The following is a 23,403-nucleotide window of genomic DNA, read 5'->3' on the forward strand; positions in this document are numbered from 1 at the left end:
TGAAGTAATAATACTTATCCGTAGGAAACGATTTACAAATCCGGAGAGAGGCATATCTATAGCGCCACGAATGATGAGCCATCCGTAGATGATGAAAGCGATTGTGATACCGATTGATACAAAGGGTGTAATTGTAACAATTGTTTTTGAGGAAAGATCCGTGACATATGTTTTTGTTATCTGATCAATTTTATTGAAAAGTTGCGTGAACACTGTAAAGTTCATGGAATTCCTCTTTAACGAATTTTCAATTTTTTATATGCTTTTTAAGTATTTTTCGTTGAATTTTTTTAAGGATAAAATGAAACTTCGTAGACCTTTTCGATCTATGAGAGAGAATTGAGTATTACGCATTAACTTTTTCTTTTTACGAGCATACAGGAAAAATAATATACAAAATATTGCTACAAAAAGCTTTACCTAATGAATCTTATGGTAGGCATGTTCGTGTTTTTACTATTCAAAATTTTTATGTTATGTTTATCTTTCTGTTGTTTGATAAGTGTATGTTCAGCATTGCGTAAATGTGTAACCATTTGTAGTTTTGCTGTTTCATTTTGTAGCATAGCAAGCATTCCAATTATATGTGCTTGTAACTCGGCAATACTTTTTAGATCTTTTGTTGTCGTGATCTCGTTTAATAGTTCTTCAATTTGCTGAAAACGATTGTTTGCTTCTTGAAAAGTTTTTAAACTTACGGCTTTGTCAGTGATGGCGGCATATTGGATACGCTTGTTGATAAAACTGCTAGATTCATGGATAGTGACAGGAATTTCTTCTTCTTTTAAAATATTTTCAAGTGATGTAGATAGAGCAGAAGTTTTATTTCTATTGTAGAGATTCTCTGGATTTTTGAGAAAAAAGCTACTGTGATCTGTTTGTACATTTTTAAGTTTTTTAGTATCGAATTTTTGGCTTCCCGTTATAGACTCGTGTATCTTTTTTACTTCCTCAAGGTGTTTTTTTAGCATATCGAGAAGTTGGGCATCAGGTGGCGCTTTCTTTTGCTGTGGAGTTTTTTTAGACTTTGATGTATTTGAAGATGAACTTCCAAAAAAATTGGGCCACTTCGTTGGAACGGATGCCGATAAATCCGCCGCCCCAGCGCCCCAAACCCAAGCCATCGCTGGGTTTGAAATCCCTAAAGTTATTACAACTACTATTGAAATGACCTTTTTTTTCATGTTTCCCTCCTGTCATTTTTTGCGTGCTGTAAGAAAATTGGTAACCATATTGCCGGATCATCACCAACTTCTGCGATAATGCTTTCGGCTAACTCCGCGTTATCAGGCGTTCCTGATAACACTAAGAGCTCGTCACTAAAGTCGTGTTCGATGGTTTTTCCATCGCGTGTCAGATGGAATTTACCAAGACTCAGTTCTGCAAGCGCAGATTGATCACCCTGCTTAATGAGGAATTGGCGACTAAACTCACCAAGTCCTTTAACGAGTTCAAATTCGGCATCTGTTAGTTTAAAGCCTTTTGTATAATCTTCATAATTTGCTTTGGGATTGGCTAGAAAAATGTAAGTTGCACACTGTTGAATGAGTGTTTTGGCAATATTACTTTCCAAGGCATCGCTAGGCTCTTGTGTTGCATAAACAAAAATACCATTTTGTTTACGGATGGTCTTTTGTTTATTTTTGGCTAAATCTTCAAAGTACGGATCTTGCAAAGGCTTCCAAAACTCGTCAAAGATATACATAAACCGCTGTCCGCTAATCATGCCTTCTGTGCGGTAAAGCAAATACATCATCACTGGAGTGCGAGTTTCAAAATTATCTAAGAATTCCGTGATATCAAAGCCGTAAATTTGATGTGTTGAGAGATTAAGAGCATCATGGGGATTATCAAATAACCATCCATAATCACCACCTTCACACCATTTTAGTAAGCGAGCATGAACAGATGGGTGAGCATTATAATCACTTAAACGTGGATTTGGTAAAAATTGTACCAGAAAGGACAAACGACGGAGTGATTGGTCAATATTACTGCTCATAACAGACATAACAGCTTTGTTAATTTCCTCCTCGTCGTGATGCGTGACCTCACCACCAGCTTCTGCCAATTTTTTAACAAATTGTTTCAAAAAAATCAGATTTTCTTGTGTTGGTGGGAGTTGGAAAGGATTGAAACCACTTTTTCTGCCTGGCTTGAATGTTAAATATTTTCCACCCATCGCTCGAATGGCAATTTCCATGCCACGATCTTTATCAAAAACAACAGTTGTCGGCTTAAATTTTTGTGCTTGTGCTAACAAAAAGCCGAGTAACACGGTTTTACCGGAACCAGATTGTCCAATAAGTGCGGTATTACCAAGTAAACGTTTATCTGTCGAGTCCTCTTCAAGTTTGGAGGCATGAAAGTTGAAATAAAGCGGTGTTTTACTGGTTGTTTTAAGAATTGTGACGGCTGGTCCCCATGGGTTGCCAGTGGGTTTTCCTGACATAAAATTATGAAAAGATGAAAATGATAAAAAGTTCAATGATGTAATCGGAGCAGGACGTGGTCTCCATTTCCAATTGCCAGGAAGTTGTGCCCAATAGCCAGCCTCTATCGCTAAGTCTACAGGTTTAGGCAGTACCGCAACGTCTAGTAATGCTGCACTTGCTTTGGCCATATGGTCGCGAACTTGTTGAATTGTATCACCATAGATCGTCAATGTGCAGTGATGTTCTCCCATGACAAAATGCCCACTGATAAGCTGGTTTAGTGCTTCGTCAATTTGTTCAATTTGGCTCGTTGCCACATCTCGTGCATCAATCAGATTACGCTGATGCCGTTGTAAATAGTCTTTAGCAGCATGTCGGGAGAGCACCGAAAAGCTCTGCGTCAATACGAACTCGAAGTCACTTTCCAACAAAACATTTAATTGTCCTGGTTTGGTTGTTGCATCATATTCTTTAATTTCAAGCATTCCAAATCGACGCATTCCACTGGTTGTTCGCAGTTCACCAAGAGCGCCCCATTTTGAGAAAAAAGGTCGATTGACAGACATATAGTCAGCAAAACGGTCATGGCAAATTGGCATAGGGCGATATTCACCATTGACAAGCATTCCAAGGAATTCAAGTGCAGAAGAATAAACATGCCCATTTTTTTCATAAGCACCAAGAAGTTCTGCACCGTAACGGTTTAAAGATTGGCCTAAAGTACGATTGATGTCATTGAGTTCTTTGATACATGTGTCTTGTCGCATCTTTTTTTGATCAAGCGTTTCACGTTCATGTTTAGAAAAGAACGACATAATTTTATCCGCTATCGGTTGAAAAATGACAGTCAGATATAAATCATTGACCATCAAATTATAACCAGTAAAGCTTTGTCGATATTTTTCATCAAGTTGATAGCAAAACATTTGATCAAATGTTGAATCAGGATATTCATAAACACGGCGGCGCACAATATGCGTCCAAAATGATAAATTGGCTGATGCAAGACCCCGTAGAGTATTGTTAAGCTCTTTTATCCATTGAAAAATATCTTCTTCTGAAGCGCTTTGATGCGAACGCCCGTCAATTTTCCAAATTGACAAATATTCCGCATTTTTAGTAGAAATAATCGTATCTGTAATATGATGTGAATAAGGCAGAAACAGGCTTACAGGTGTCTCTGATGCAAGGCGTTTGCTGCTTTCAACAGCTGTCATGTTTATCTCCTTTTACTATAATCAGAGGGACTATAACTTGATGCGCCCCAAAAACCTTTGTTGCGATTGCGAAATTTAGTATCGATCCATAACCACCAGATACGAAACGCCTTATCATCGTTTTTAGTAATTTGCACCATAATGAACCATAATGGAGGCGCCATAATCCACAAAAAGATACTTACTGTCATGGCAATAACAGCGACCCCCATAACCATAACGATAAATGGCATCATGGGGACACCCCATACCGTTGGAACACGTGTTGCTCCTTTGAATAGGGGGAATTCTTTTTGTTCTTGTGATTTCATGGGGTGCTCTTGTCAGTGGAGGTGAAATAATATGTGGCTAATATAAAAGGCTGCACCAGCAATAATGACGCTGAAGGCCCATCGTATAAATGTAGCTCTTGCGATGATGCGAAATATATAAATAAGCAAAAGAAATAAAAGAATAATGATGGCGACGATAGGAATAAGTATACTTAATCCATATTGCATTCCTATGAAGGCATCCAAGCTCTCTGTTTCCATCTGAGCATATGCAGATTGCGTTATTAATAACATCATTGAAGTGATAATAATAACATTAATCCTGTTGCACGTCTTCGCTTGAAACGTATTTGATTGTTTCATATCCTTTATCCCCTTTTAATTAAAGTTGCTATAAATAATATTCCTTTTTTCAGTATGGCTACATTATTACTAGTACACACCTATAATCGATGGATATTAAAAACATTACGTATTATACTGATTCATGAATTACCTTTCAATAATATTGCAGTAAGTTTGGTTGTAGAGGGCACGATAATAATACTGATTGCCCATCGTATAAACGTATCGTATTGTATTGTATTATTTGTAATTGATGCCATTATTATGGTGTTTTAAATAGCAGAGTAACAAGTTGGGTTGCTGAACCTGCGATAACGACCCCGATTGCCCACCGTACAAATGTGTCTTTTCCGATGTAGCGTCCTGCATAACCAATTGCTAAGCACAACAGTATAACGGCAGCAGCAATAGGTATAATTTTTTGAATATCGCCCTGTAAACCTTCTAAAGCGCTCTCTGCATTTGTTAAAGTACTCGCTTTGGCGGCGTAAGCAGAATTATTCATAAAGAACGCAGTCATAGCTGCAGAAATTGCGATGATTTTGTTGTTACTTTTCAGTTTGAGATTAATTAATTTTTTCATATCTCACTCTTATTAAAATTCTAGATAATATTTTTATATAAATAAACATATTGTATTTTACAATTTATAATTAATGCCATTATTATGTTGTTTTAAATAGCAGAGTAACAAGTTGGGTTGCTGAACCTGCGATAACGACCCCGATTGCCCACCGTACAAATGTGTCTTTTCCGATGTAGCGTCCTGCATAACCAATTGCTAAGCACAACAGTATAACGGCAGCAGCAATAGGTATAATTTTTTGAATATCGCCCTGTAAATCTCCTAAAGCCTTCTCTGCATTTGTTAAAACCTTTGCGCTGGCGGCGTAAGCAGAACTATCCATAAAAAACGCAGTCATAGCTGCAGAAAATGCGATGATTTTGTTGTTATTTTTCGGTTTGAGATTAATTAAATTTTGCATATCTCACTCTTATTAAAATTCTAGATAACATATTGTATTTTATAATTTATATAATGCTATTATTACGCTGTTTTAAATAGCAGAGTAACAAGTTGGGTTGCAGAACCTGCGATGACAACACCGATTGCCCACCGTACAAATGTGTCTTTTCCGATGTAGCGTCCTGCATAACCAATTGCTAAGCACAACAGTATAACGGCAGCAGCGATAGGTATAATTTTTTGAATATCGCCCTGTAAATCTCCTAAAGCCTTCTCTGCATTTGTTAAAACCTTTGCGCTGGCGGCGTAAGCAGAACTATCCATAAAAAACGCAGTCATAGCTGCAGAAAATGCGATGATTTTGTTGTTACTTTTCGGTTTGAGATTAATTAAATTTTGCATATCTCACTCTTATTAAAATTCTAGATAACATATTGTATTTATAATTAATGCCATTATTATGGTGTTTTAAATAGCAGAGTAACAAGTTGGGTTGCTGAACCTGCGATAACGACCCCGATTGCCCACCGTACAAATGTATCCTTTTCTATGTAGCGGCCTGCGTAACCAATTGCTAAGCATAAAAGTATAACAGCAGCAGCGACAGGAATAATCACTTTTAAATCTGTCTGTAAAGCTGTTAGAGCGTCCGATGCATTTGTTAAAACCGATGGTTTGGCTTGTGCATGAGCAGAACTATTTATAAAGAACGCAATCATAGCAGCAGAAAATGCGATGATTTTGTTGTTACTTTTCGATTGAATACTAATTAATTTTTGCATATTTGACTCTTATTAAAATCTAGATAATATTTTTATATGAACAAACATATTGTATTTTATAATTTATGTAATGCTATTATTACGCTGTTTTAAATAGCAGAGTAACAAGTTGGGTTGCAGAACCTGCGATGACAACACCGATTGCCCACCGTACAAATGTGTCTTTTCCGATGTAGCGTCCTGCATAACCAATTGCTAAGCACAACAGTATAACGGCAGCAGCGATAGGGATAATCACTTTTAAATCTGTCTGTAAATCTGTTAGAGCTGTCTCTGCATTTTGTAAAACGCTTGCGCTGGCGGCGTAAGCAGAACTATCCATAAAAAACGCAGTCATAGCTGCAGAAAATGCGATGATTTTGTTGTTACTTTTCGGTTTGAGATTAATTAAATTTTGCATATCTCACTCTTATTAAAATTCTAGATAACATATTGTATTTATAATTAATGCCATTATTATGGTGTTTTAAATAGCAGAGTAACAAGTTGGGTTGCTGAACCTGCGATAACGACCCCGATTGCCCACCGTACAAATGTATCCTTTTCTATGTAGCGGCCTGCGTAACCAATTGCTAAGCATAAAAGTATAACAGCAGCAGCGACAGGAATAATCACTTTTAAATCTGTCTGTAAAGCTGTTAGAGCGTCCGATGCATTTGTTAAAACCGATGGTTTGGCTTGTGCATGAGCAGAACTATTTATAAAGAACGCAATCATAGCAGCAGAAAATGCGATGATTTTGTTGTTACTTTTCGGTTTCAGATTAATTAAACTTTGCATATCTCACTCTTATTAAAATTCTAGATAATATTTTTTATATAAATAAACATATTGTATTTATAACTAATGCTATTGTTACTATTTTGTAAATAGCAGTGTAACAAGTTGGGTTGCAGAACCTGCGATGACAACACCGATTGCCCACCGTACAAATGTGTCTTTTCCGATGTAGCGTCCTGCATAGCCAATTGCTAAACATAAAAGTATAACAGCAGCAGCAATAGGGATAATTGCTTTCAAGTCTTTCTGTAAATCTGTTAGAGCGTTCGATGCATTTTTTAGAACGGATGGTTGGGCATAAGCAGAATTATTCATAAAGAACGCAGTCATAGCAGCAGAAAATGCGATGATTTTGTTGTTACTTTCCGATTTGAGATTAATTAAATTTTGCATATCTCACTCTTATTAAAATTCTAAATAATATTTTTATATAAATAAACATATTGTATTTTACAATTTATAATTAATGCCATTATTATGTTGTTTTAAATAGCAGTGAAACAAGTTGGGTTGCTGAACCTGCGATAACGACCCCGATTGCCCACCGTACAAATGTGTCTTTTCCGATGTAGCGTCCTGCATAACCAATTGCTAAGCATAATAGTATAATAGCAGCAGCAATAGGTATAATTTTTTCAATATCGCCTTGTAAACCCTTTAGAGCTGTCTCCGCATTTTTTAAAGTTTTTGCTTGGGCTTGTGCATGAGCTGAACTACCCATAAAAAACACAGTTAAAGCTGCAGAAAACGCAGCAATTTTATTACGAGCTGTTGTGTGAAGAATATTTAATTGTTTCATGTTCTTTATCCTGATTAAGATTAAAACTCCCACAAATGACCCCTCTTTCATGAAGAAACTTAAAGAGATATTTTGGATCAGCCCAAGTTCTTAGTTTTCCTCTTTGTGTAAGTAATGTATATTTATTTGGCTTTCCGGTAATTGGATCATCAGAAATAAATGTGAAATACCATTCTCTTTCTGAAAGCATCACGACTGTAATCTCACGTGCTGCTTTTTGACTAAATGCCATATCAACGCTGTTTTGTTCTATCATTTTCATTATCTTTGCCCTCAATTAGAAGAGATTTTGTTCAATCTTACTAATTAGAGCTTTAACATTTTCTTATCTACCTTTCATTATAATATCCTATCAAAATTCTAGGTTTTCGTGAAAATATCAGTCATCACTCAGTGATCTTCTCGATGAAGAAAAATCTTCAGCTGAGAAAGCATCGTGGGCGCTACTTTCTTTATGTGTAAATGCATCTTCTTCTCCTTTTGAAGAGAGAGAAAGAGAATCTACTTTAGTTGTCTGTTCTGGTTCTTCTTTTTTAAGCTTTACAGGCTCCTGCAAGTCTTCATTTCCTCGTACAGCAGCTTTTACTCCAATATATGAAGTAACTTTTTGCATACGGGTGTGGCTTGAGTTTTCTGTATTGTAAAAATCCAGCACAAACTGCAAAGTCGCTTTTTCAAAGACGCACTTTGATGTTGTTTGTTCATAGCAGTAAGTTAAAGCGCTTTGTGCAGCTGTAAGATTTCTGCAAAAATCAAATGCATCAAATAGAGAAAACAATTTCACATTTCCAACACCAATTTGCCCTAAAATTATGTTAAAATTATGTTCACTCTGTTCAGCTGTTGCGATTGTTTCCTTAAGCTGAGATGATTGATAGAAGAAGTTATCTTTATCATCTGTTACATAGACATTGTCCCGCGCTTCTTGTTCGGCAACAACTGAAAATGTCATGGAGGGCGTATTGGATATGTATGCAGCAGCAAAAAATGTGAAATCTGGAACAATCATTAGCAATACACCTTATTATGAAGAATTTTATTAATACAAATGCTAATTCTGTGTTGTGCTTTTTCTCGTTGTCTTTTGATTTTATAAATTTGCAGAATGAGATTGTTTAGTTTAGAATATTCCTTGTGATTATTGCTTTGTTCTCTTCTAAGAGTATTTCTAATATATGCGAATATCCAACCAACAAGATAAAAGTGTGGAATAAAATAGAGCACATTACGCCAACCAATATTATTGGAATCACGAAGAAAGGCGCTGCTTTTAAAAAATAATAATCTTTGATACTGTATTGAAGCTGCTTGTTTTATATAATTCTCTAGTTGCAAAAATCTTTTTAAAAAAAATTTATACGAAGTAAAAAGCCGTTGTGTATGAGGGGAGGTTTTCTTGTCATAATGAACTACACTATCATTATATAGAGAGGGCTTGTTCTTTGTTGCGTATTGCCATAACTTATAGAGTGACGATTTATATTTACTTTTGACTACTGATTCATGAGAGTCAGAGAGGTGTGATGGTGTTTGAGCACTGCATTTAGTAGTTCCAGTAATTGAACTGAAAAAAGATGCAGTGGTGGTAGTTGATATACCAATAAACAGTTCTTTGTGGCTCAAAGCACATCTCCGTCAAAGTGATATATGTATCGTAATTTTAATTTCGATAATAAATAGACAGAAATTGTCTATAATTGTGTTTAAAATATGGCAAGAAAAGATTCTTTTTTGCAAGGGGAGTAATTAAGGTGAATGATCTCAAAAATATGAATTTTGATGAACTACAAGAGATGCGTACACAAATCGATGTGGAATTAAAAAAACGGCAAGCAAAGGAAAAGCAAAATGCGCGACGAAAAATTCTTGAAATTGCTAATGCCCATGGAATTGATATCGCTGATCTTGTGAGCAAAGAGCGCCATTATAGAAATCCTAATAACCAATGGGAATTATGGAATGGGCGTGGACGTAGACCTAAGTGGATTAAAGAGTGGTTGGAGAATGGGTATACACTTGATGAACTCGAAGTAACGTAACACGTGTGCGATCTTTACAAGATAAGGGAATACCAAGGAATGTAAATGCAAGAAGTATGCTCTTTTGGGTAATTTAATTGTATAAACATACTGAACGAATATATTAAAGTATTGAGTTACCAAATACAATGATAGGGAGCGTGAACAATTTATTTAAATGCAAAAGGTCTTGTTGTCATAATCTGGCAAGCATAATGATGATGCCAGATTGGAATATTGTAATTGCTTTTGGCATGTGAGAGAGGGGGGATATTTTACTTCTTTTTATCGTTTCATTAACGTTGCTCTTTTTAGTCTATGTAAATAAATAGTTTTATTGATTATTTACAAAAATGGTCGAAATGAGAATAATTTATTGCATAGGGATTTTAACTCAATATGTAAAATGATAATTTTATCAATTAATATGTTAATAAATTAGCATACTTATATTTTTGAAATACTGTTCTGTAGAACAAGCCTGATGTTATAGATTTTGTTTGGTCTTTTTTCTGTGAGATTATATATGAGGCATTTACTTTATTTATCGTTCGTTTAGTTGAGATGAGTGAGTATGTAGAAAAATGGAAAATTTCTATGGCTGTTATGGGTTTTATAGAATTTATGACATATTTCTGAGCGTTTGTGATTAAAATTCATTTATGAGCGTTTATGAATAATGAATAAAGAGCGTATTTGAAAATAAAAGGATTGGATTATTTCTATTGCAGTTTATCTTCTTTTATGGTGTGAAATAGGGGAATGATATGCGGTTTTACAATTGTGTGTGATGGTATAGAGTGCGGAACACTTTGTTATATATCGGAGTATTTTTTCTAAAATTGTGTGGTATTCCACAATAAGTTAAAGAGTTTGTCTGAGAAACAGAATGCCCCAAACGGAATGCATTTGTGTTTCCAATTTACGCGCTTTTTTAAAAGAAAAGTTTTTCAATGCAACGAAGCTTATTTTATGGCGCTTCTCGTGAATAGTATAACGTAAAAGCCCCTATGAGCATATAAAATCCATTGTACACCACCATTTTTACTTCAATAAAAAGTATAAGCCGGTGCCATTATATACTTTACTCGCCTCCAATATTGCTAAAGTCCTTAGTTCTTGAGAGAGGGAGGCTTTTGTCGCTTTGTTTAATTGTTTTATTTATACGACACTTTCACTTGTGATGTGCAAGCGAATGATTTTGATTGCTTCAACATGAGAGAGATTTGAAATAAGGGTATTTTATGATCTTTAGATTTCTCACTCAATATGAGAACAATGAACTTATTATTATAAATAAAAGTGTTGTGTGCTAAAAAGTCTTGTTTATTTTATTATGCCGTGAAATGGCTTCTTTTAAGGTGTGGTGATATAAAGCAACCTCTTTGAGATATTAAACGTTTTTTTCAGTGCGTAGTGAATACTCTCATAATGTAGCTTGCTTGTCGAGTTTTATGTTAAGTGAAATATGGGAGGAGGAAGTCAAGAAAAATTACTCGACAGGAATCCGGTTTGTAAACAGATTGGATGAGATAGGAATTTTTTGTTCTTTGAAGGAGGAAGGGAAAGGTTGTAAAAAAAGTGAAATAGTATGAATTTTTTCTTAAAGTGGGAAGCCGTGTAGAAGACGTGGGGCATTTGGAGTGAGTCCGGCAGCTTCTTGAATGAAGTATTTTTTTATTTTTGGTGCTTGATTAATGATTCCAAGTCCGGTATCGCGGAGCATCCGTAAAAGAAGGCTATCATTAGAAAAGAGTTTATTAAGCCAATCATTGCTTAAAGCCATACGGACAATTTCAAAACGTCTCCAGCTTTGATAGCGCTCTAAAGCCGTGAGGGAGCCAATGTCAAGACCTAGTCGTGCTGTTTCAATAATCACTTCAGCCAGCGCAGCGCTATCGCGTAATCCTAAATTGAGTCCTTGTCCTGCAATGGGGTGGATGGTATGGGCGGCATCGCCAACGAGAGCAAAACGTGGTTTAACGCATTGACGTGTTAAAGAAAGACTCAAAGGAAAAGCTTGACGTTCGCCATCCCAAGAGAGTTTGCCTAATCGATGGCCAATGCGTCTTTCGAGTTCTGTTTCAAAAATAAGTGCATCAGCTTTGAGATAATATTGCGCAGTTTTATGATCTTCATTCCACACAATGGCGGATCGGTTGCCTTTGAGAGGGAGAAGAGCAAAAGGACCGGCAGGTAAAAAATGTTGAATTGCTTGACCATTATGGGGTTTTTCATGTTCAACTGTGCAGATGATTGCTGTTTGTTTATAGGGATGAGAAAAGTTTTTAAGATCTGCTTTTTGGCGTAATTTCGAATGGGCTCCGTCAGCTGCAATAAGCAATTTTGTTTGCCAAACCTCTTCATTATTTAAAGTGACGGTTGTATGTTGATCTTCTTGATGAAAATCAATGACACGGGTGTTTGTAATAACAGGGATATTGAGACCTTTGACACGTTTTTTTAAAGTGTTGATGAGTTCTCTATGCTCTACCATAGCAGCAAAGGGCTCACCGGGATTAATGTCGCCTTCAAAGGTTAAAAGAGTGGGTTTGACAGGATCATTTGTGCTTGTATCTGTGATGATCATTGAATGAATGGGTTGCGCATAGGGTTTTATAGATTCCCAACATTGTAATTGTTTTAACATACGAATAGAAGCAGCAGCAAGGGCAATGGTTCGTATGTTAGAAGCAGGGGTATCTCCTTGTGGCGCAGCATCAACGATTTTTATTTTCAGATTAGGGGCTGTTTGCTTGAGTGCTATCGCTAGGGTTAAACCGACAGCTGCCCCCCCTGCAATGAGCAGATCACATTGTTTAGTTTTATGAGATTTAATTTTTTTATTGGGTTGTACGTTTTTATTGCGATTAGAACACACAATACTTCTTCCATTGTTTATAGTTTGCTTTCTTTTAAAAAGAATATCTTTTTACATTGCCTAAAATATCTTAACTTTTACTTTTCTCTCTGCTTTACAAAAACGAGGTTTCTTTTTAGCGCCAATCTGATGACAGATTGGTTTTTCAGAGTTTTTCTGCTTAATCATTTATGTGATTCATCTTACAGATTTATCGGATAAGCTTTTTTAAATATCTTCTTCAATTCTTTTTACACTTGGTTGATAAAAAAGAAAACTAAAAATAAACAAAGATGGTCGTGTATTTTTTAAGTTGTGTGAGTTACTTCAGTATGCTTGTCCTGAAGGGAGCCATTTCGTTAGTATGATAGATAAAAATAGATAAAAAATTGTGGTCATTCGTGATGGTTAAAACAGTATTCATATTTTGCCGTTATCATGATGTAGCGTAAAAAATATTATTTGTTTAGGAAGGTGCCTATAGCACCCATGTAACACTTTACACATGAGGTGTTTTTGGTTGATCGTGTGATAAATATTCAGGGAGAGCTTTTTGTGCGCCTTATGAACGATTGTCTCTTAGGGTGGTGGGTATATGAATGATATGAAGTGGTTAGAAGGTAGAACGCGCTAGATAAGAAGTCGGATTGTTTACAGGCGATTTGTTTACAAATCGGCACAGAGTTTAAGCTTCATTCTTTTTTAAGAGAGAGAGGGAGTTATAACTCTTTAAAATATGAAAGTTTTGTATTTGGAATTGATAGATGCACCGAAGTTCTTCTCCTTATGATTCATTAGAAGTGCGAAATTCTCAAGGTTCGCGTCTTATTGAGATGTTTTTACGTCAGATAGGAGTATTTATTGGGCTCGGGCTTTTGGGCTTTATTATTTTTTGTGTGTTTGCTTTGGCGACGTGGAATGTTGCGGACCCATCTTTAACCCATGCAAGTACAAATGAGGTTACAAACCTTATGGGGTGGATGGGGGCAATTTTTTCAGATTTTATTATGCAGTTTTTTGGCTTGGCAAGTCTTTCTGTTTTGTTGCCACCGTTATTTTGGTCTTTTCTCTTGTTGGCGCAAAAGAATATCTACAATTTGACTTTGCGCTTTTTTTTATGGGTGCTATCAACGATTTGTTTTTTAATTGCTTTTGCCCTTATGTCACCTGTTGCTTCTTTTACTTATTGGCCATTGCCAATGGGGTTGGGAGGGGTTTTAGGGGATAAAGTTTTAAGTGTTGCTTCTTCAGTCTTTCCTCTTTTTCTTTCTCCTCCTTACACGGTGTTTTTCAGTGTTGTTTTTATTCTTTTAGGTTTTTTCACCGCTGCTTTTGCTGGTAATGTGATATGGCGGCATCGAACAAAGAAAAGAAAAGAAAAAAGCATTCCAAAAGACGAAATCGTTAATCCAGTCTTTGAGTTGGAAGAAGATACGGAATATGCCGCAGAGGAGGATCGTGAAAATCATGGTTTTTTTGCGACAACTTGTGGCGCTCTTTTGCATCTTTTTTATTTTTTACAAGCGCGTTTTTTTCGTTTATTCTGTTTCAAAAGGCGTTTTCAGAGTAAAGGGCAAGGAAAGCCATTTGATCGGATTGAGCCAACTTTTTTAGGTGAAAAAGTAAAGTGTGAGGAAAATCAAAATAAAGCCTATGTTTCTCCTGTTAAAAATCGAAAGTCTTTAACAGCTTCTTCAAAGGGTGGTTTTGTTCTTCCTCTTGTAGATTATCTTTCGGTTCCACCACCGTCTGTTAAGGATGCAAAACTTTCTCCTGCTGTTTTAAGAGCAAATTCTCAGGAGCTTGAAGGGGTTTTGTTAGATTTTGGGGTCAAAGGCAAAATTATAGATGCTTGTCCTGGACCGGTGGTAACTTTGTATGAATTTGAACCGGCTGCAGGCATTAAGTCTTCCCGTATCATTGGTTTGGCAGATGATATTGCACGCTCGATGCGTGCAATTTCGGCGCGTGTTGCGGTGGTTCCAGGACGTAATGTTATTGGAATAGAATTGCCTAATGCAAAGCGTGAGATGGTTTATTTACGAGAAATGTTGCAGGCGCAAGAATTTATTGACAGCAAAGCCAAGCTAGGACTTGCTTTGGGTAAGACAATCGGGGGGGAAGCTGTTGTTGCAGATTTAGCAAAAATGCCCCATCTTTTGGTTGCTGGTACAACAGGATCGGGAAAGTCTGTTGCTATCAATACAATGATTTTATCATTGCTTTATCGTATGACACCTGAACAATGTCGTCTCATTATGGTGGACCCGAAAATGCTTGAGCTTTCGGTTTATGATGGCATTCCCCATTTATTAACACCCGTGGTGACAGATCCTAAAAAAGCCGTGATTGCTTTAAAGTGGGCTGTTCGTGAAATGGAAGAACGCTATAGTAAAATGTCAAAACTAGGCGTTCGTAATATTGATGGGTTTAATGCACGTCTTAGGGAAGCTGCAAGTCAGGGAGAGACAATGGTGCGGACAATTCAAGTTGGATTTGATCGTGAGACTGGTGAGCCTCTTTATGAAACGGAAACACTTGATTTTAGTCCTATGCCCTATATTGTTGTCATTATTGATGAAATGGCTGATTTGATGATGGTTGCTGGTAAAGATATTGAAGGAGCGGTTCAACGTTTAGCACAAATGGCACGTGCTGCCGGTATCCATGTAATTATGGCGACACAGCGTCCTTCCGTCGATGTTATTACTGGGACGATCAAAGCCAATTTTCCTACACGTATTTCTTTTTCTGTGAGTTCAAAAATTGATAGCCGAACAATTTTAGGCGAACAGGGGGCCGAGCAATTATTGGGACAAGGAGATATGCTCTTTATGATGGGAGGAGGACGTATTCAGCGTGTGCATGGGCCTTTTGTTGCGGATGATGAAGTGGAGCAGGTTGTTGCGCATCTCAAAGCGCAAGCACGACCGGATTATTTAGAAACAATTACGCAAGAAGTTGAAGAGGATGGTGCTGATGTTTCTTTGTCTTCTCCTTCAGAAGATGATCCCTATAGTCAAGCTGTTGCTATTGTGCTTCGTGATCGTAAGGCTTCGACCTCTTATATTCAACGCCGTTTAGGCATTGGTTATAACCGCGCTGCGACATTGATTGAGAGGATGGAAGAAGAAGGTATTATTAGTCCAGCAAATCACGCAGGGAAACGAGAAATTTTAGTGCCTGCTGAAGAAGAGCGCTTTTGAAAAATCTTTATAGTTGTTTTTTATAATACCTTGTAAAACAAGTGTTTATCCTATTGTATCGTAGAAAGTCTGCATTTTCATATACCAGCTCTCAATTTGCGATAGCTCCTTGGTACTTGAGACTCCTTATAAGGGGATTCTTTATCTTATATAACTTTTATCCATACACCAATCTTGCTTGTAACGTGCAAGCAAATGATTTGAATTGATTCAATATGAGAGAGTATATGATGAAAGAATCTTATTGTATTTGGCGTTATGATTTAAGTTAAAAAGATAAATTATTATAAATCAATATCTTGGTATAAAATAATGTTATTGCGAGTGTAGGGGTGTAAAAGCATGTAAGACTTGATATTTAAGTGTCTTTTTAAGTGCGCTCTAAATATTTAGGGCAAGGCTGATCTGTCGAGTCTTAATATAAATGAATTATATGGGGTGGTAAGCTAAGTGAAATTTGCTAAACTCCAAATTGTTTACAGAACGGTTCTGGTGAAAATTTTTATTCTTTTGGGTGAGAAGGAAGTCAAAAAAGCATTTTTGCCACTTAAAAGAGCTTTTAGGTTCGCGAGTAATATGTTTAGTCCTTAATCCATTATGTATTGACTATAATTTATGTTGCTTCATAGATTAGGGGTGGGAAAGAATATATTATGCGTTTAGAAAATCAGCAGAAAAGCAGGAAAATTTGATGATTTCGGAAACTTAAACGCAGACTGATTATTTGGAAACGATACCGCAAGAAATAAAAAAGGATGTTTCTTTAGCTTTTTCTTTAGCAGATGATTCCTATTGTCAAGCTGTTGCTATTATGCTTCGTGATCGTAAGGCTTCAACTTCTTATATTCAATGTCGTTTAGGCATTGGTTATAACTGTGCCGCCACATTGATCGAAAGGATAGAAGAAGAAGAAGGCATCATTAGTCCAGCTAATGATATGGGTAAGCGAAAAATTTTGGAGACTGTCGAAGAAGAATACTTTTAAAAATCTTTTGATATTTTTTTCAAACAATATCTTATATCTTATAAAGAAGGGTATTTATTCGTCGTTGATCACTTAAGTTATGAATTATAAAGTCAATTAAGTATTGCTTGGGAGCATTTTTTATGAAAACGTCTTTTTTACCGCAAAGAAGAGTCTTTGGGTTGGTGGGAATTATTATCTTTTGGTGTTTAACTGTTCCTGTTTTTTCGCAAGCATCTAATAAAGTGATAAAGGCGCAAAATGTTGTGAATCACTTTGCGGCAATCAAAACAATGACAGGTGATTTTATTCAGTTTAGTCCAAAGGGAAAAATGTCTCAGGGGACATTTTATTTAGAGCGCCCAGGGAAAATTCGTTTCATTTACAAAAAAATGCCTTTACAGATTATTTCAGATGGCCAATTTGTAGGTATTAACAATCGGGCTTTGAATACTTGGAACTTTTCACAACTTTCGCAAACGCCAATGAAATTTTTGTTGGATGATAAAATTGATGTATCTTCTGGGCGCTTGTTCGCATTTCGCGAAGATCCAGGGGCTGTAACGATTGTTCTGCGTGATAAAACGATTGGGGCAGGGCAAATAAGGATGGTTTTTGATTCTAAAGGCTCTGCTTTGCGACAGTGGACAATTGTTGACCAACAAAATTTGGAAACTACTGTGCAGATTATGAATGTGCGGACAGACGTCCGGTTCGCTAATGGGATGTTCACACTTCCTTCGAAGAAATGAAGAAAGAGTGTTACGTCATTGGGATTAAAACAAATGTTCTTTCGTATTGCGACTTGGAATATTAATTCTATTCGTTTGCGTCTTGCACAGGTTTTTCAGTATTTGAATCTCTTTTCCGCAGATGTTTTGTGTCTACAGGAAACAAAATGTCCAGATGCTTTATTTCCAGTGGAGGCTTTTGAAGCAGCGGGTTATAAGCATATCGCATTGAGTGGACAAAAATCTTATAACGGGGTGGCTATTGTTTCTCGTTTGCCTTTTAAAAAGGTAGAAAAGCGTTTTTTTTGTCAAAACCAAGATTGCCGTTATATCTCAGTTATTGTGGAAGCCCATGGGAGAAGCTTGCGGATTCATAATTTTTATGTTCCTGCTGGGGGAGATATCCCTGATGCTGATGTGAATGAAAAGTTTCGTCATAAGCTTGATTTTTTAGAAGAAATGTCCTCCATTCGTGCGGATCAAGGCGATGGTCTTTCTTCTCTTTTGGTGGGAGATTTAAATATTGCTCCTTTGGCAGAGGATGTTTGGTCTCATCAGCAATTGTTGAAGGTTGTAAGCCATACTCCCATTGAAACCGAGCGTTTGCAGGATTTGTGTTGTCAAGGTGGATGGGTTGATCTGATGCGGTTGCATATTCCTGTTCCTACCAAGCTTTACACATGGTGGAGTTATCGTGCTCGCGATTGGGCATTTACCGATTATGGGCGGCGGCTTGATCATATTTGGTCTTCTCAAGATTTAGCTCCTTTTGTTGTAGATCTTTCGATTTTTCGTGATGCGCGCGGATGGGAACGCCCTTCAGATCATATTCCTGTGCAAACTGTATTTGATTTTTCACGTCAAGTTTGAAATAAGAGGTAAATAAAGTATTAATATTAAATAATGATTCTGAAAGAATGCGGGAGACTGGATGTATATCAGAAATCTCAAATGGGGCGCTTCTCGTGGATTATTTTTTAGTGTCTTGTTGTGTTTGCTTTTGTCAGGATGTATGGTTGGTCCTAATTACCAGAAAACATCTTTTCGTGTTCCAGCAGTTTGGGGAGAAAAATCTGCACAGACTGCAGGGCAGCCCGTTGCGCTTGCCGGATGGTGGCGGCATTTGAATGATCCTGTTCTAGATGCGTTAATGGATTACGCGATTTCTGGAAATAATAATGTTGCTGTTGCCAAAGCTCGGGTACGTGAGGCGCGTGCGGGTTTAGGACAGGTTGTGGGAACTCTTTTGCCAAATGTGTCCAATTCAATTTCAGGAACCCGTAGTCGTTCTGGACAGTCTGATGCATTGTTCAACCAGTATAGTAGTGGTTTTGATGCAAGCTGGGAGCTGGATTTTTTTGGTGGGCATAAACGTGCGGTTGAAGCAGCGCGTTATGGCCTTGATGCGGCTGTGGAAGATATGCGCGCTACCATGGTGACATTACTAGGAGATGTGGCAACAAATTATGTGCAAATGCGTGGTTGGCAACAAAAGTTGTTTATTGTGCGGCAAATTGCTGTATCACAACGTAAAACTTATGAACTGATGCGCGCTAGATTAACAGCTGGTGATGTTTCTGAGCTTGATGTTTCAAATGCGCAAGCACAAATGGCAAATACAGAAGCAGATATATCACAGATGGAAGCGAATTTAGCAATGAGCGTTCATCGCCTTTCTGTCTTAACTGGTCGTGTGCCTACGGCATTGAAGGATCTTTTACAAAAAAATGCTAAGCATGCAAAGATTCCACAACCACGCTGGCCGATACCAGCAGGAATTCCAGCCGATATTTTGTTAACACGTCCGGATTTACGACGGGCAGAGCGTCAATATGCGCAAGCGACAGCACGGATTGGTCAACGTGAAGCAGATCGTTATCCATCACTTACTTTAACAGGTAATATTTCGACAGCAGCAACGGCAATTGATCAATTATGGAAAAATTCAACGATTGGCTGGTCTTTTGGACCTGGTCTTCGTTTTCCTCTTTTTAATGGAGGTCAGGTCGAGGCTTCTATTGCGGTAGCGCGCGCGCAGCGTGATCAAGCTTTTATTACTTATCGAGCTGCTGTGTTGGAAGCTTTAGAAGATGTAGAAAATGCGCTTGTAAGATTAACGAAGGAACATCAACGCTTAGAAAAGCTAATCGTTGCGAATAAAGCTTCTCTTCATTCCTTAAAACTTTCACGGAACCTTTTTGAGAATGGAAATACTAGTTTTCTTGAATTGTTAAATGCTGATCGCTCTTATTATTCTGCACAAATGGCGCTTAAAGATAGCCGTGTTTCTTTGGTTACGCAATATATCACGTTGATGAAAGCATTGGGGGGGGGCTGGGATGGCGTTGTTGATGTATCGCGTCCAGAAGTCGTTGATAATGCACCTCGTTCGCGTGCAAAGGTAGGGAAATGAAAAAAAACTTACTCAAAAATTTCATTACAAAACACAAAAAACTTTCCTTCTTTTTAACTGCTATATTTCTCATTCTCTTGTTGTTATGGTTACGTTCTGTTTTTTTTGGAACATCTACTCCAACTTATATAACAGCGGTGGTGAAACGTGGGGATATTGAGGAAAGTGTTTTAGCTGCTGGTCTTGTACGTCCTTACCGGTTGGTGGCTGTTGGTGCGCGAGCAACAGGGCGTGTGGTGTCAATGCATGTTTCCCCTGGGAGTGTTGTGAAAGAAGGCGATCTCTTGGCAGAAATTGATCCTACAGATCAGGAAAATGATTTAAAAAGAAAAAAAGCAGCATTATCGCATTATTATGCGAGTTTGGTAGAACAAGAAGCCTATCTTTCTCTTGCACAGAAAAATTTAGAGCGTCAGAAAAAAATGATTGAAACACGTGCGGTTTCACGTGCGAACCTCGATGAGGCTACGACACAGGTGAAAATACGCGAGGCGCAAATTGAACAACTTCGTCAGCAGATTGTGCAAGCACAAATTGATGTGGAGAGTGCAGAGGTTAATTTAGGTTATACACGCATCACTGCCCCTTCAGCGGGAACGGTTTTGGCAACAGTTGTGGAAGAAGGGCAGAATGTGAATGCGGTTCAGTCGGCGCCAACGATTGTTATTTTGGGTGATTTATCAAAGATGACGATCAAGGCGCAAATCTCAGAAGCAGATGTTCTTAAAGTCCGAGCTGGACAACCACTTTATTTTACAGTTCTAGGTAATTCACAGCGTCGTTATGAAGGCGTTTTAGAAAAAGTAGAGCCGGCTCCTGAAGCAATTCGTGCTGATGTGAGTATTAATCCTGGTATGGTGAGTGGTTCTAGTGCTTTAATATCATCGGCTATCTATTACAATGGAATTCTACATGTTGATAATGCGGACAATTTTTTGCGAACCTATATGACTGCTCAAGTTCATATTATCTTAGGGCGCGCGCAGAATGTCTTGTTGGTTCCAAGTGATGCTTTACGCGATGAGACAAGAGAGCGTAAAGCATGGGTTTCTGTTTTGGTGGGGGAAAATAAGGTGGTTACTAAACAGGTGAGCGTTGGGTTGAATAATAAGGTTATGGCAGAGATTATTTCAGGACTTAACGAGGGTGATGTCGTCGTCACCAGTTCGTCTGATGGAGTGATGCCAGAGTCTTCTCACATGCATAGCGAAGACGAGAGTTAAAGCATGAGCACAAATCAAGCAGATGCTGTCTTCGTCTTGGAAAATATTGTGCGCAAATTTCCTGCGGGCGAAGCGTTTGTTACCGTTTTGAAAAACATCAATCTTACCATTAAACGTGGTGAAATGGTGGCAATTGTAGGTGCTTCCGGTTCAGGTAAATCGACCTTGATGAATATTTTAGGCTGTCTTGATCGTCCAACTTCTGGTCGTTATTGGATCTCTGGTAAAGAAACAGCTTCCCTTTCTGCGGATGAATTGTCGGCTTTGCGACGTAATCATTTTGGTTTTATTTTTCAGCGTTACCATTTGTTGAATGAATTGACAGCTCTTGGTAATGTTGAAATTCCGGCTATTTATGCGGGATGTGCCGTGGAAGCAAGGAAACAGCGGGCACAGGATCTTTTAACGCGTTTGGGCATGGGGGATCGGATAAATCATCGTCCAAATCAGCTTTCTGGTGGTCAGCAACAACGTGTTTCTATTGCTCGGGCGCTCATGAATAATGCGGAGGTCATTCTTGCGGATGAGCCAACTGGTGCATTGGATAAAAAGAGTGGGCAAGAAGTATTGCATATTTTGGATGAACTTCATCAAGAGGGGCGTACCATTATCATTGTAACCCATGATATGCAGGTGGCTGAAAGAGCAGAGCGTATTATCGAAATCAGTGATGGGGAAATTATTGCTGATAAGCGGTCAAAGGTTGCAAAAACAAAAGTTGGTGGAAAATCTCTTCAGGAACAACAAAATCTAAAAGGCCAACAAAAACTGGGCTTTTTTCGTTCTTTTGTTGAGCGATTCCGTGAGGCGTTTGTGATGGCTCTGTTGGCAATGAATGCACATCGCATGCGGACTTTTCTAACAATGCTTGGGGTGATTATCGGTATTGGGGCGATTATTGCTATGGTGGCTTTAGGGAATGGTACACGAGAGAAAATTCTGGAAAATTTTAAAAGTTTGGGTACTAATACATTAACCATTTTTCCTGGTAAAAGTTTTTCTGATCCACAAGCAGAAAAAATAACCAGTTTGGTTGAAGCTGATGCAGAAGCCTTGTCTGGATTACCTTATGTTTCTGGTGTAACACCACAGATTTCAGCAAGCTCGAAAGTGCGTTTTGGTGCAGTTGAAGTCAATGCCATTATTGCGGGGGTGGGAGAACAATTTTTTCAGACACAGGGGCTCAAAGTTTTCAAAGGACAGTTTTTTGATCAAAAAAGTGTCCATGATCGGGCGGTTGATCTCGTGATCGAGAAAGAAGCATTGTCTGTTCTTTTCCCCCATAGCCATGAAAGCCCCCTTGGAAAGGTGGTGAATGTGGGTAATGTTCCTGCGCGTATTATTGGTGTTGTTGATTCGCAAAATAATGCAAGTGGAGATACATCAAATACTTTACAGCTTTATTTACCCTATACAACAGTGCAGACGCGTTTTCTTGGTACAACAGAAGTTCGTGCGATTACCGTTAGGATTGCTGATGATATTGATTCATATTTAGCGGAGACCATGATAAAACGTTTTCTCATTATGCGGCATGGCGGGGAAGATTTTTTCATTAGAAATTCTGAATTTTTCCGTGAACGTGTTATGGAGAGTACAAATATTTTAACACTTTTAATTTCTTCAATTGCAGCTATTTCCCTGGTTGTGGGGGGTATTGGGGTGATGAATATTATGTTGGTCACTGTTTCTGAGCGGATCAATGAAATCGGCGTGCGTATGGCAGTTGGTGCACGGCAAAGTGATATTTTACAGCAATTTCTCATTGAAGCGATTTTGGTTTGTGTGATTGGTGGTGGTTTGGGGATCTTGCTTGGACTTTCTATCGGTGGCTTGTTTCTTCTGTTTAAGGCACCTATTCATTTGGTTTATACTATTGAATCGATCATTATGTCTCTTACTTTTTCAACCCTCATAGGAATATGTTTTGGCTTTTCTCCAGCGCGGCAAGCTTCACGGCTTGACCCTGTTGTCGCTCTTTCACGCGATTAAGCTTTATCAATTGGGGCATGTTTGTTCGTGATGCTTTCCACTTGGATGAAGCATTTATGAAGCGAAACATGAATGGAAAAAGTTTAGCATTATTTGCTGCTCTATTTTAGAAAACGCTTTGTTCATTAAGTGGAGCGTACCACTAGAGGTGAATGTTTTATAGGGCACCCCATCATGTGAGATATGGTAGGCATATAAGCCTTCTTGAGGCATTAAATGTTTTGAGAATGCATGATGAATATTTTAAATCTTTCTTGTCGAGTCTTATGGAAGTAAATCCTATTAAGGAGAAATTAAATAGAACCCGTTAGAATGAGATTGCTTGCAGACTGAATTTTGTTAAAAATTCTCGTCTTCTGAGATGTGAAGAGGAGGACAAATAAAATATACTGCGCGACG

Annotated in this window: 23 protein-coding genes and 2 pseudogenes; 8 read left to right on the plus strand and 17 right to left on the minus strand. The window is 37.9% G+C overall.

Annotated features, from left to right (window positions below; translation table 11 throughout):
• The 16 genes and pseudogenes from ACFILT_RS08275 to ACFILT_RS08350 form a co-directional block, all read right to left on the minus strand.
• Positions 1 to 225: pseudogene (locus ACFILT_RS08275) on the minus strand (trwi protein); the annotation flags it as partial.
• Positions 226 to 416: 191 nt separating this feature from the next.
• The gene (locus tag ACFILT_RS08280; RefSeq protein WP_375652483.1) at positions 417 to 1,184 is read right to left on the minus strand and encodes a type IV secretion system protein; all 768 of its coding nucleotides are present in this window, start codon (positions 1,182 to 1,184) and stop codon (positions 417 to 419) included.
• Entirely contained in the window at positions 1,181 to 3,652 is a 2,472-nt protein-coding gene (locus ACFILT_RS08285) for a VirB4 family type IV secretion/conjugal transfer ATPase (protein WP_375679886.1), read from the minus strand. The genes ACFILT_RS08280 and ACFILT_RS08285 overlap by 4 nt, the downstream gene beginning before the upstream one ends.
• A 2-nt stretch (positions 3,653 to 3,654) precedes the next feature.
• Positions 3,655 to 3,963 carry a type IV secretion system protein VirB3 gene (locus ACFILT_RS08290; protein ID WP_375678341.1) on the minus strand — a complete coding sequence of 103 codons (309 nt, stop codon included), beginning with the start codon at positions 3,961 to 3,963 and terminating at the stop codon, positions 3,655 to 3,657.
• A 12-nt stretch (positions 3,964 to 3,975) separates the two neighbouring features.
• Positions 3,976 to 4,287, minus strand: coding sequence for a conjugal transfer protein (locus tag ACFILT_RS08295; RefSeq protein ID WP_375678342.1), 312 nt, complete (start codon positions 4,285 to 4,287; stop codon positions 3,976 to 3,978).
• Between the two features lie 244 nt (positions 4,288 to 4,531).
• Positions 4,532 to 4,852, minus strand: a complete 321-nt coding sequence (gene trwL, locus ACFILT_RS08300; protein ID WP_375679887.1) for a VirB2 family type IV secretion system major pilin TrwL — start codon at positions 4,850 to 4,852, stop codon at positions 4,532 to 4,534.
• An 82-nt stretch (positions 4,853 to 4,934) separates the two neighbouring features.
• Positions 4,935 to 5,255: a VirB2 family type IV secretion system major pilin TrwL gene (trwL, locus tag ACFILT_RS08305; RefSeq protein WP_375679888.1), complete on the minus strand. Its 321-nt coding sequence runs from the start codon at positions 5,253 to 5,255 to the stop codon at positions 4,935 to 4,937.
• Between the two features lie 62 nt (positions 5,256 to 5,317).
• Entirely contained in the window at positions 5,318 to 5,638 is a 321-nt protein-coding gene (gene trwL, locus ACFILT_RS08310; protein WP_375679889.1) for a VirB2 family type IV secretion system major pilin TrwL, read from the minus strand.
• 56 nt (positions 5,639 to 5,694) lie between these two features.
• Positions 5,695 to 6,018, minus strand: a complete 324-nt coding sequence (trwL, locus tag ACFILT_RS08315; protein WP_375679890.1) for a VirB2 family type IV secretion system major pilin TrwL — start codon at positions 6,016 to 6,018, stop codon at positions 5,695 to 5,697.
• 79 nt (positions 6,019 to 6,097) lie between these two features.
• Positions 6,098 to 6,418 carry a VirB2 family type IV secretion system major pilin TrwL gene (trwL, locus tag ACFILT_RS08320; protein WP_375679891.1) on the minus strand — a complete coding sequence of 107 codons (321 nt, stop codon included), beginning with the start codon at positions 6,416 to 6,418 and terminating at the stop codon, positions 6,098 to 6,100.
• A 56-nt stretch (positions 6,419 to 6,474) separates the two neighbouring features.
• Positions 6,475 to 6,798 (minus strand): VirB2 family type IV secretion system major pilin TrwL, encoded by a 324-nt coding sequence (gene trwL / locus ACFILT_RS08325; RefSeq protein ID WP_375679892.1) that lies wholly within the window; start codon positions 6,796 to 6,798, stop codon positions 6,475 to 6,477.
• Positions 6,799 to 6,876: 78 nt separating this feature from the next.
• The gene (gene trwL, locus ACFILT_RS08330; RefSeq protein WP_375678344.1) at positions 6,877 to 7,191 is read right to left on the minus strand and encodes a VirB2 family type IV secretion system major pilin TrwL; all 315 of its coding nucleotides are present in this window, start codon (positions 7,189 to 7,191) and stop codon (positions 6,877 to 6,879) included.
• Positions 7,192 to 7,273: 82 nt separating this feature from the next.
• Positions 7,274 to 7,597, minus strand: coding sequence for a VirB2 family type IV secretion system major pilin TrwL (gene trwL, locus ACFILT_RS08335; protein WP_375679893.1), 324 nt, complete (start codon positions 7,595 to 7,597; stop codon positions 7,274 to 7,276).
• The gene (gene korA / locus ACFILT_RS08340) at positions 7,560 to 7,859 is read right to left on the minus strand and encodes a KorA family transcriptional regulator (RefSeq protein WP_375613158.1); all 300 of its coding nucleotides are present in this window, start codon (positions 7,857 to 7,859) and stop codon (positions 7,560 to 7,562) included. Before korA ends, trwL (ACFILT_RS08335) begins: the two co-directional genes overlap by 38 nt.
• 117 nt (positions 7,860 to 7,976) lie before the next feature.
• The gene (locus tag ACFILT_RS08345) at positions 7,977 to 8,606 is read right to left on the minus strand and encodes a TrwN protein (protein ID WP_375678348.1); all 630 of its coding nucleotides are present in this window, start codon (positions 8,604 to 8,606) and stop codon (positions 7,977 to 7,979) included.
• Positions 8,606 to 9,220 carry a hypothetical protein gene (locus tag ACFILT_RS08350; protein ID WP_375679894.1) on the minus strand — a complete coding sequence of 205 codons (615 nt, stop codon included), beginning with the start codon at positions 9,218 to 9,220 and terminating at the stop codon, positions 8,606 to 8,608. The genes ACFILT_RS08345 and ACFILT_RS08350 overlap by 1 nt, the downstream gene beginning before the upstream one ends.
• A gap of 128 nt (positions 9,221 to 9,348) precedes the next feature.
• Here ACFILT_RS08350 and ACFILT_RS08355 point away from each other — a divergent pair, with 128 nt between their 5' ends.
• On the plus strand, positions 9,349 to 9,636 hold the full coding sequence (locus tag ACFILT_RS08355) for an H-NS family nucleoid-associated regulatory protein (RefSeq protein WP_015857007.1): 288 nt from the start codon (positions 9,349 to 9,351) through the stop codon (positions 9,634 to 9,636).
• Positions 9,637 to 11,218: 1,582 nt separating this feature from the next.
• Here ACFILT_RS08355 and ACFILT_RS08360 read toward each other — a convergent pair.
• Positions 11,219 to 12,496, minus strand: coding sequence for a ubiquinone biosynthesis hydroxylase (locus tag ACFILT_RS08360; RefSeq protein ID WP_375678350.1), 1,278 nt, complete (start codon positions 12,494 to 12,496; stop codon positions 11,219 to 11,221).
• Between the two features lie 743 nt (positions 12,497 to 13,239).
• Between ACFILT_RS08360 and ACFILT_RS08365 the strand changes: the two genes are divergently transcribed.
• The 7 genes and pseudogenes from ACFILT_RS08365 (at position 13,240) to ACFILT_RS08395 (ending at position 23,004) form a co-directional block, all read left to right on the plus strand.
• Positions 13,240 to 15,681, plus strand: coding sequence for a DNA translocase FtsK 4TM domain-containing protein (locus ACFILT_RS08365; protein ID WP_375679895.1), 2,442 nt, complete (start codon positions 13,240 to 13,242; stop codon positions 15,679 to 15,681).
• A gap of 718 nt (positions 15,682 to 16,399) precedes the next feature.
• A pseudogene (locus ACFILT_RS08370) lies at positions 16,400 to 16,666 on the plus strand (DNA translocase FtsK); the annotation flags it as partial.
• Positions 16,667 to 16,788: 122 nt separating this feature from the next.
• Positions 16,789 to 17,397, plus strand: a complete 609-nt coding sequence (locus ACFILT_RS08375; protein ID WP_375617820.1) for an outer membrane lipoprotein carrier protein LolA — start codon at positions 16,789 to 16,791, stop codon at positions 17,395 to 17,397.
• Positions 17,398 to 17,430: 33 nt separating this feature from the next.
• Positions 17,431 to 18,246: an exodeoxyribonuclease III gene (locus tag ACFILT_RS08380; RefSeq protein ID WP_375628723.1), complete on the plus strand. Its 816-nt coding sequence runs from the start codon at positions 17,431 to 17,433 to the stop codon at positions 18,244 to 18,246.
• Positions 18,247 to 18,307: 61 nt separating this feature from the next.
• The gene (locus ACFILT_RS08385; RefSeq protein WP_375613163.1) at positions 18,308 to 19,789 is read left to right on the plus strand and encodes an efflux transporter outer membrane subunit; all 1,482 of its coding nucleotides are present in this window, start codon (positions 18,308 to 18,310) and stop codon (positions 19,787 to 19,789) included.
• Positions 19,786 to 21,012 (plus strand): efflux RND transporter periplasmic adaptor subunit, encoded by a 1,227-nt coding sequence (locus ACFILT_RS08390; RefSeq protein WP_375679896.1) that lies wholly within the window; start codon positions 19,786 to 19,788, stop codon positions 21,010 to 21,012. Before ACFILT_RS08385 ends, ACFILT_RS08390 begins: the two co-directional genes overlap by 4 nt.
• Positions 21,013 to 21,015: 3 nt before the next feature.
• Positions 21,016 to 23,004 carry a MacB family efflux pump subunit gene (locus ACFILT_RS08395; RefSeq protein ID WP_375679897.1) on the plus strand — a complete coding sequence of 663 codons (1,989 nt, stop codon included), beginning with the start codon at positions 21,016 to 21,018 and terminating at the stop codon, positions 23,002 to 23,004.
• Positions 23,005 to 23,403: the final 399 nt, after the last annotated feature.

Origin of the sequence: Bartonella sp. AP7XZML (assembly GCF_042195745.1) — a bacterium.
Classification (GTDB): domain Bacteria; phylum Pseudomonadota; class Alphaproteobacteria; order Rhizobiales; family Rhizobiaceae; genus Bartonella.

Bases quoted from the DNA above. Each gene is read 5' to 3' on its own strand.
- trwL (WP_375679888.1), bottom strand. From the start codon at position 5,255: ATGCAAAATTTAATTAATCTCAAACCGAAAAATAACAACAAAATCATC.
- ACFILT_RS08345 (WP_375678348.1), bottom strand. From the start codon at position 8,606: ATGATTGTTCCAGATTTCACATTTTTTGCTGCTGCATACATATCCAAT.
- trwL (WP_375678344.1), bottom strand. From the start codon at position 7,191: ATGCAAAATTTAATTAATCTCAAATCGGAAAGTAACAACAAAATCATC.
- trwL (WP_375679887.1), bottom strand. From the start codon at position 4,852: ATGAAAAAATTAATTAATCTCAAACTGAAAAGTAACAACAAAATCATC.
- trwL (WP_375679891.1), bottom strand. From the start codon at position 6,418: ATGCAAAATTTAATTAATCTCAAACCGAAAAGTAACAACAAAATCATC.
- trwL (WP_375679889.1), bottom strand. From the start codon at position 5,638: ATGCAAAATTTAATTAATCTCAAACCGAAAAGTAACAACAAAATCATC.
- korA (WP_375613158.1), bottom strand. From the start codon at position 7,859: ATGAAAATGATAGAACAAAACAGCGTTGATATGGCATTTAGTCAAAAA.
- trwL (WP_375679893.1), bottom strand. From the start codon at position 7,597: ATGAAACAATTAAATATTCTTCACACAACAGCTCGTAATAAAATTGCT.
- trwL (WP_375679890.1), bottom strand. From the start codon at position 6,018: ATGCAAAAATTAATTAGTATTCAATCGAAAAGTAACAACAAAATCATC.
- ACFILT_RS08375 (WP_375617820.1), top strand. From the start codon at position 16,789: ATGAAAACGTCTTTTTTACCGCAAAGAAGAGTCTTTGGGTTGGTGGGA.
- ACFILT_RS08365 (WP_375679895.1), top strand. From the start codon at position 13,240: ATGCACCGAAGTTCTTCTCCTTATGATTCATTAGAAGTGCGAAATTCT.
- trwL (WP_375679892.1), bottom strand. From the start codon at position 6,798: ATGCAAAGTTTAATTAATCTGAAACCGAAAAGTAACAACAAAATCATC.
- ACFILT_RS08290 (WP_375678341.1), bottom strand. From the start codon at position 3,963: ATGAAATCACAAGAACAAAAAGAATTCCCCCTATTCAAAGGAGCAACA.
- ACFILT_RS08390 (WP_375679896.1), top strand. From the start codon at position 19,786: ATGAAAAAAAACTTACTCAAAAATTTCATTACAAAACACAAAAAACTT.
- ACFILT_RS08395 (WP_375679897.1), top strand. From the start codon at position 21,016: ATGAGCACAAATCAAGCAGATGCTGTCTTCGTCTTGGAAAATATTGTG.
- ACFILT_RS08385 (WP_375613163.1), top strand. From the start codon at position 18,308: ATGTATATCAGAAATCTCAAATGGGGCGCTTCTCGTGGATTATTTTTT.
- ACFILT_RS08280 (WP_375652483.1), bottom strand. From the start codon at position 1,184: ATGAAAAAAAAGGTCATTTCAATAGTAGTTGTAATAACTTTAGGGATT.
- ACFILT_RS08380 (WP_375628723.1), top strand. From the start codon at position 17,431: ATGTTCTTTCGTATTGCGACTTGGAATATTAATTCTATTCGTTTGCGT.
- ACFILT_RS08285 (WP_375679886.1), bottom strand. From the start codon at position 3,652: ATGACAGCTGTTGAAAGCAGCAAACGCCTTGCATCAGAGACACCTGTA.
- ACFILT_RS08295 (WP_375678342.1), bottom strand. From the start codon at position 4,287: ATGAAACAATCAAATACGTTTCAAGCGAAGACGTGCAACAGGATTAAT.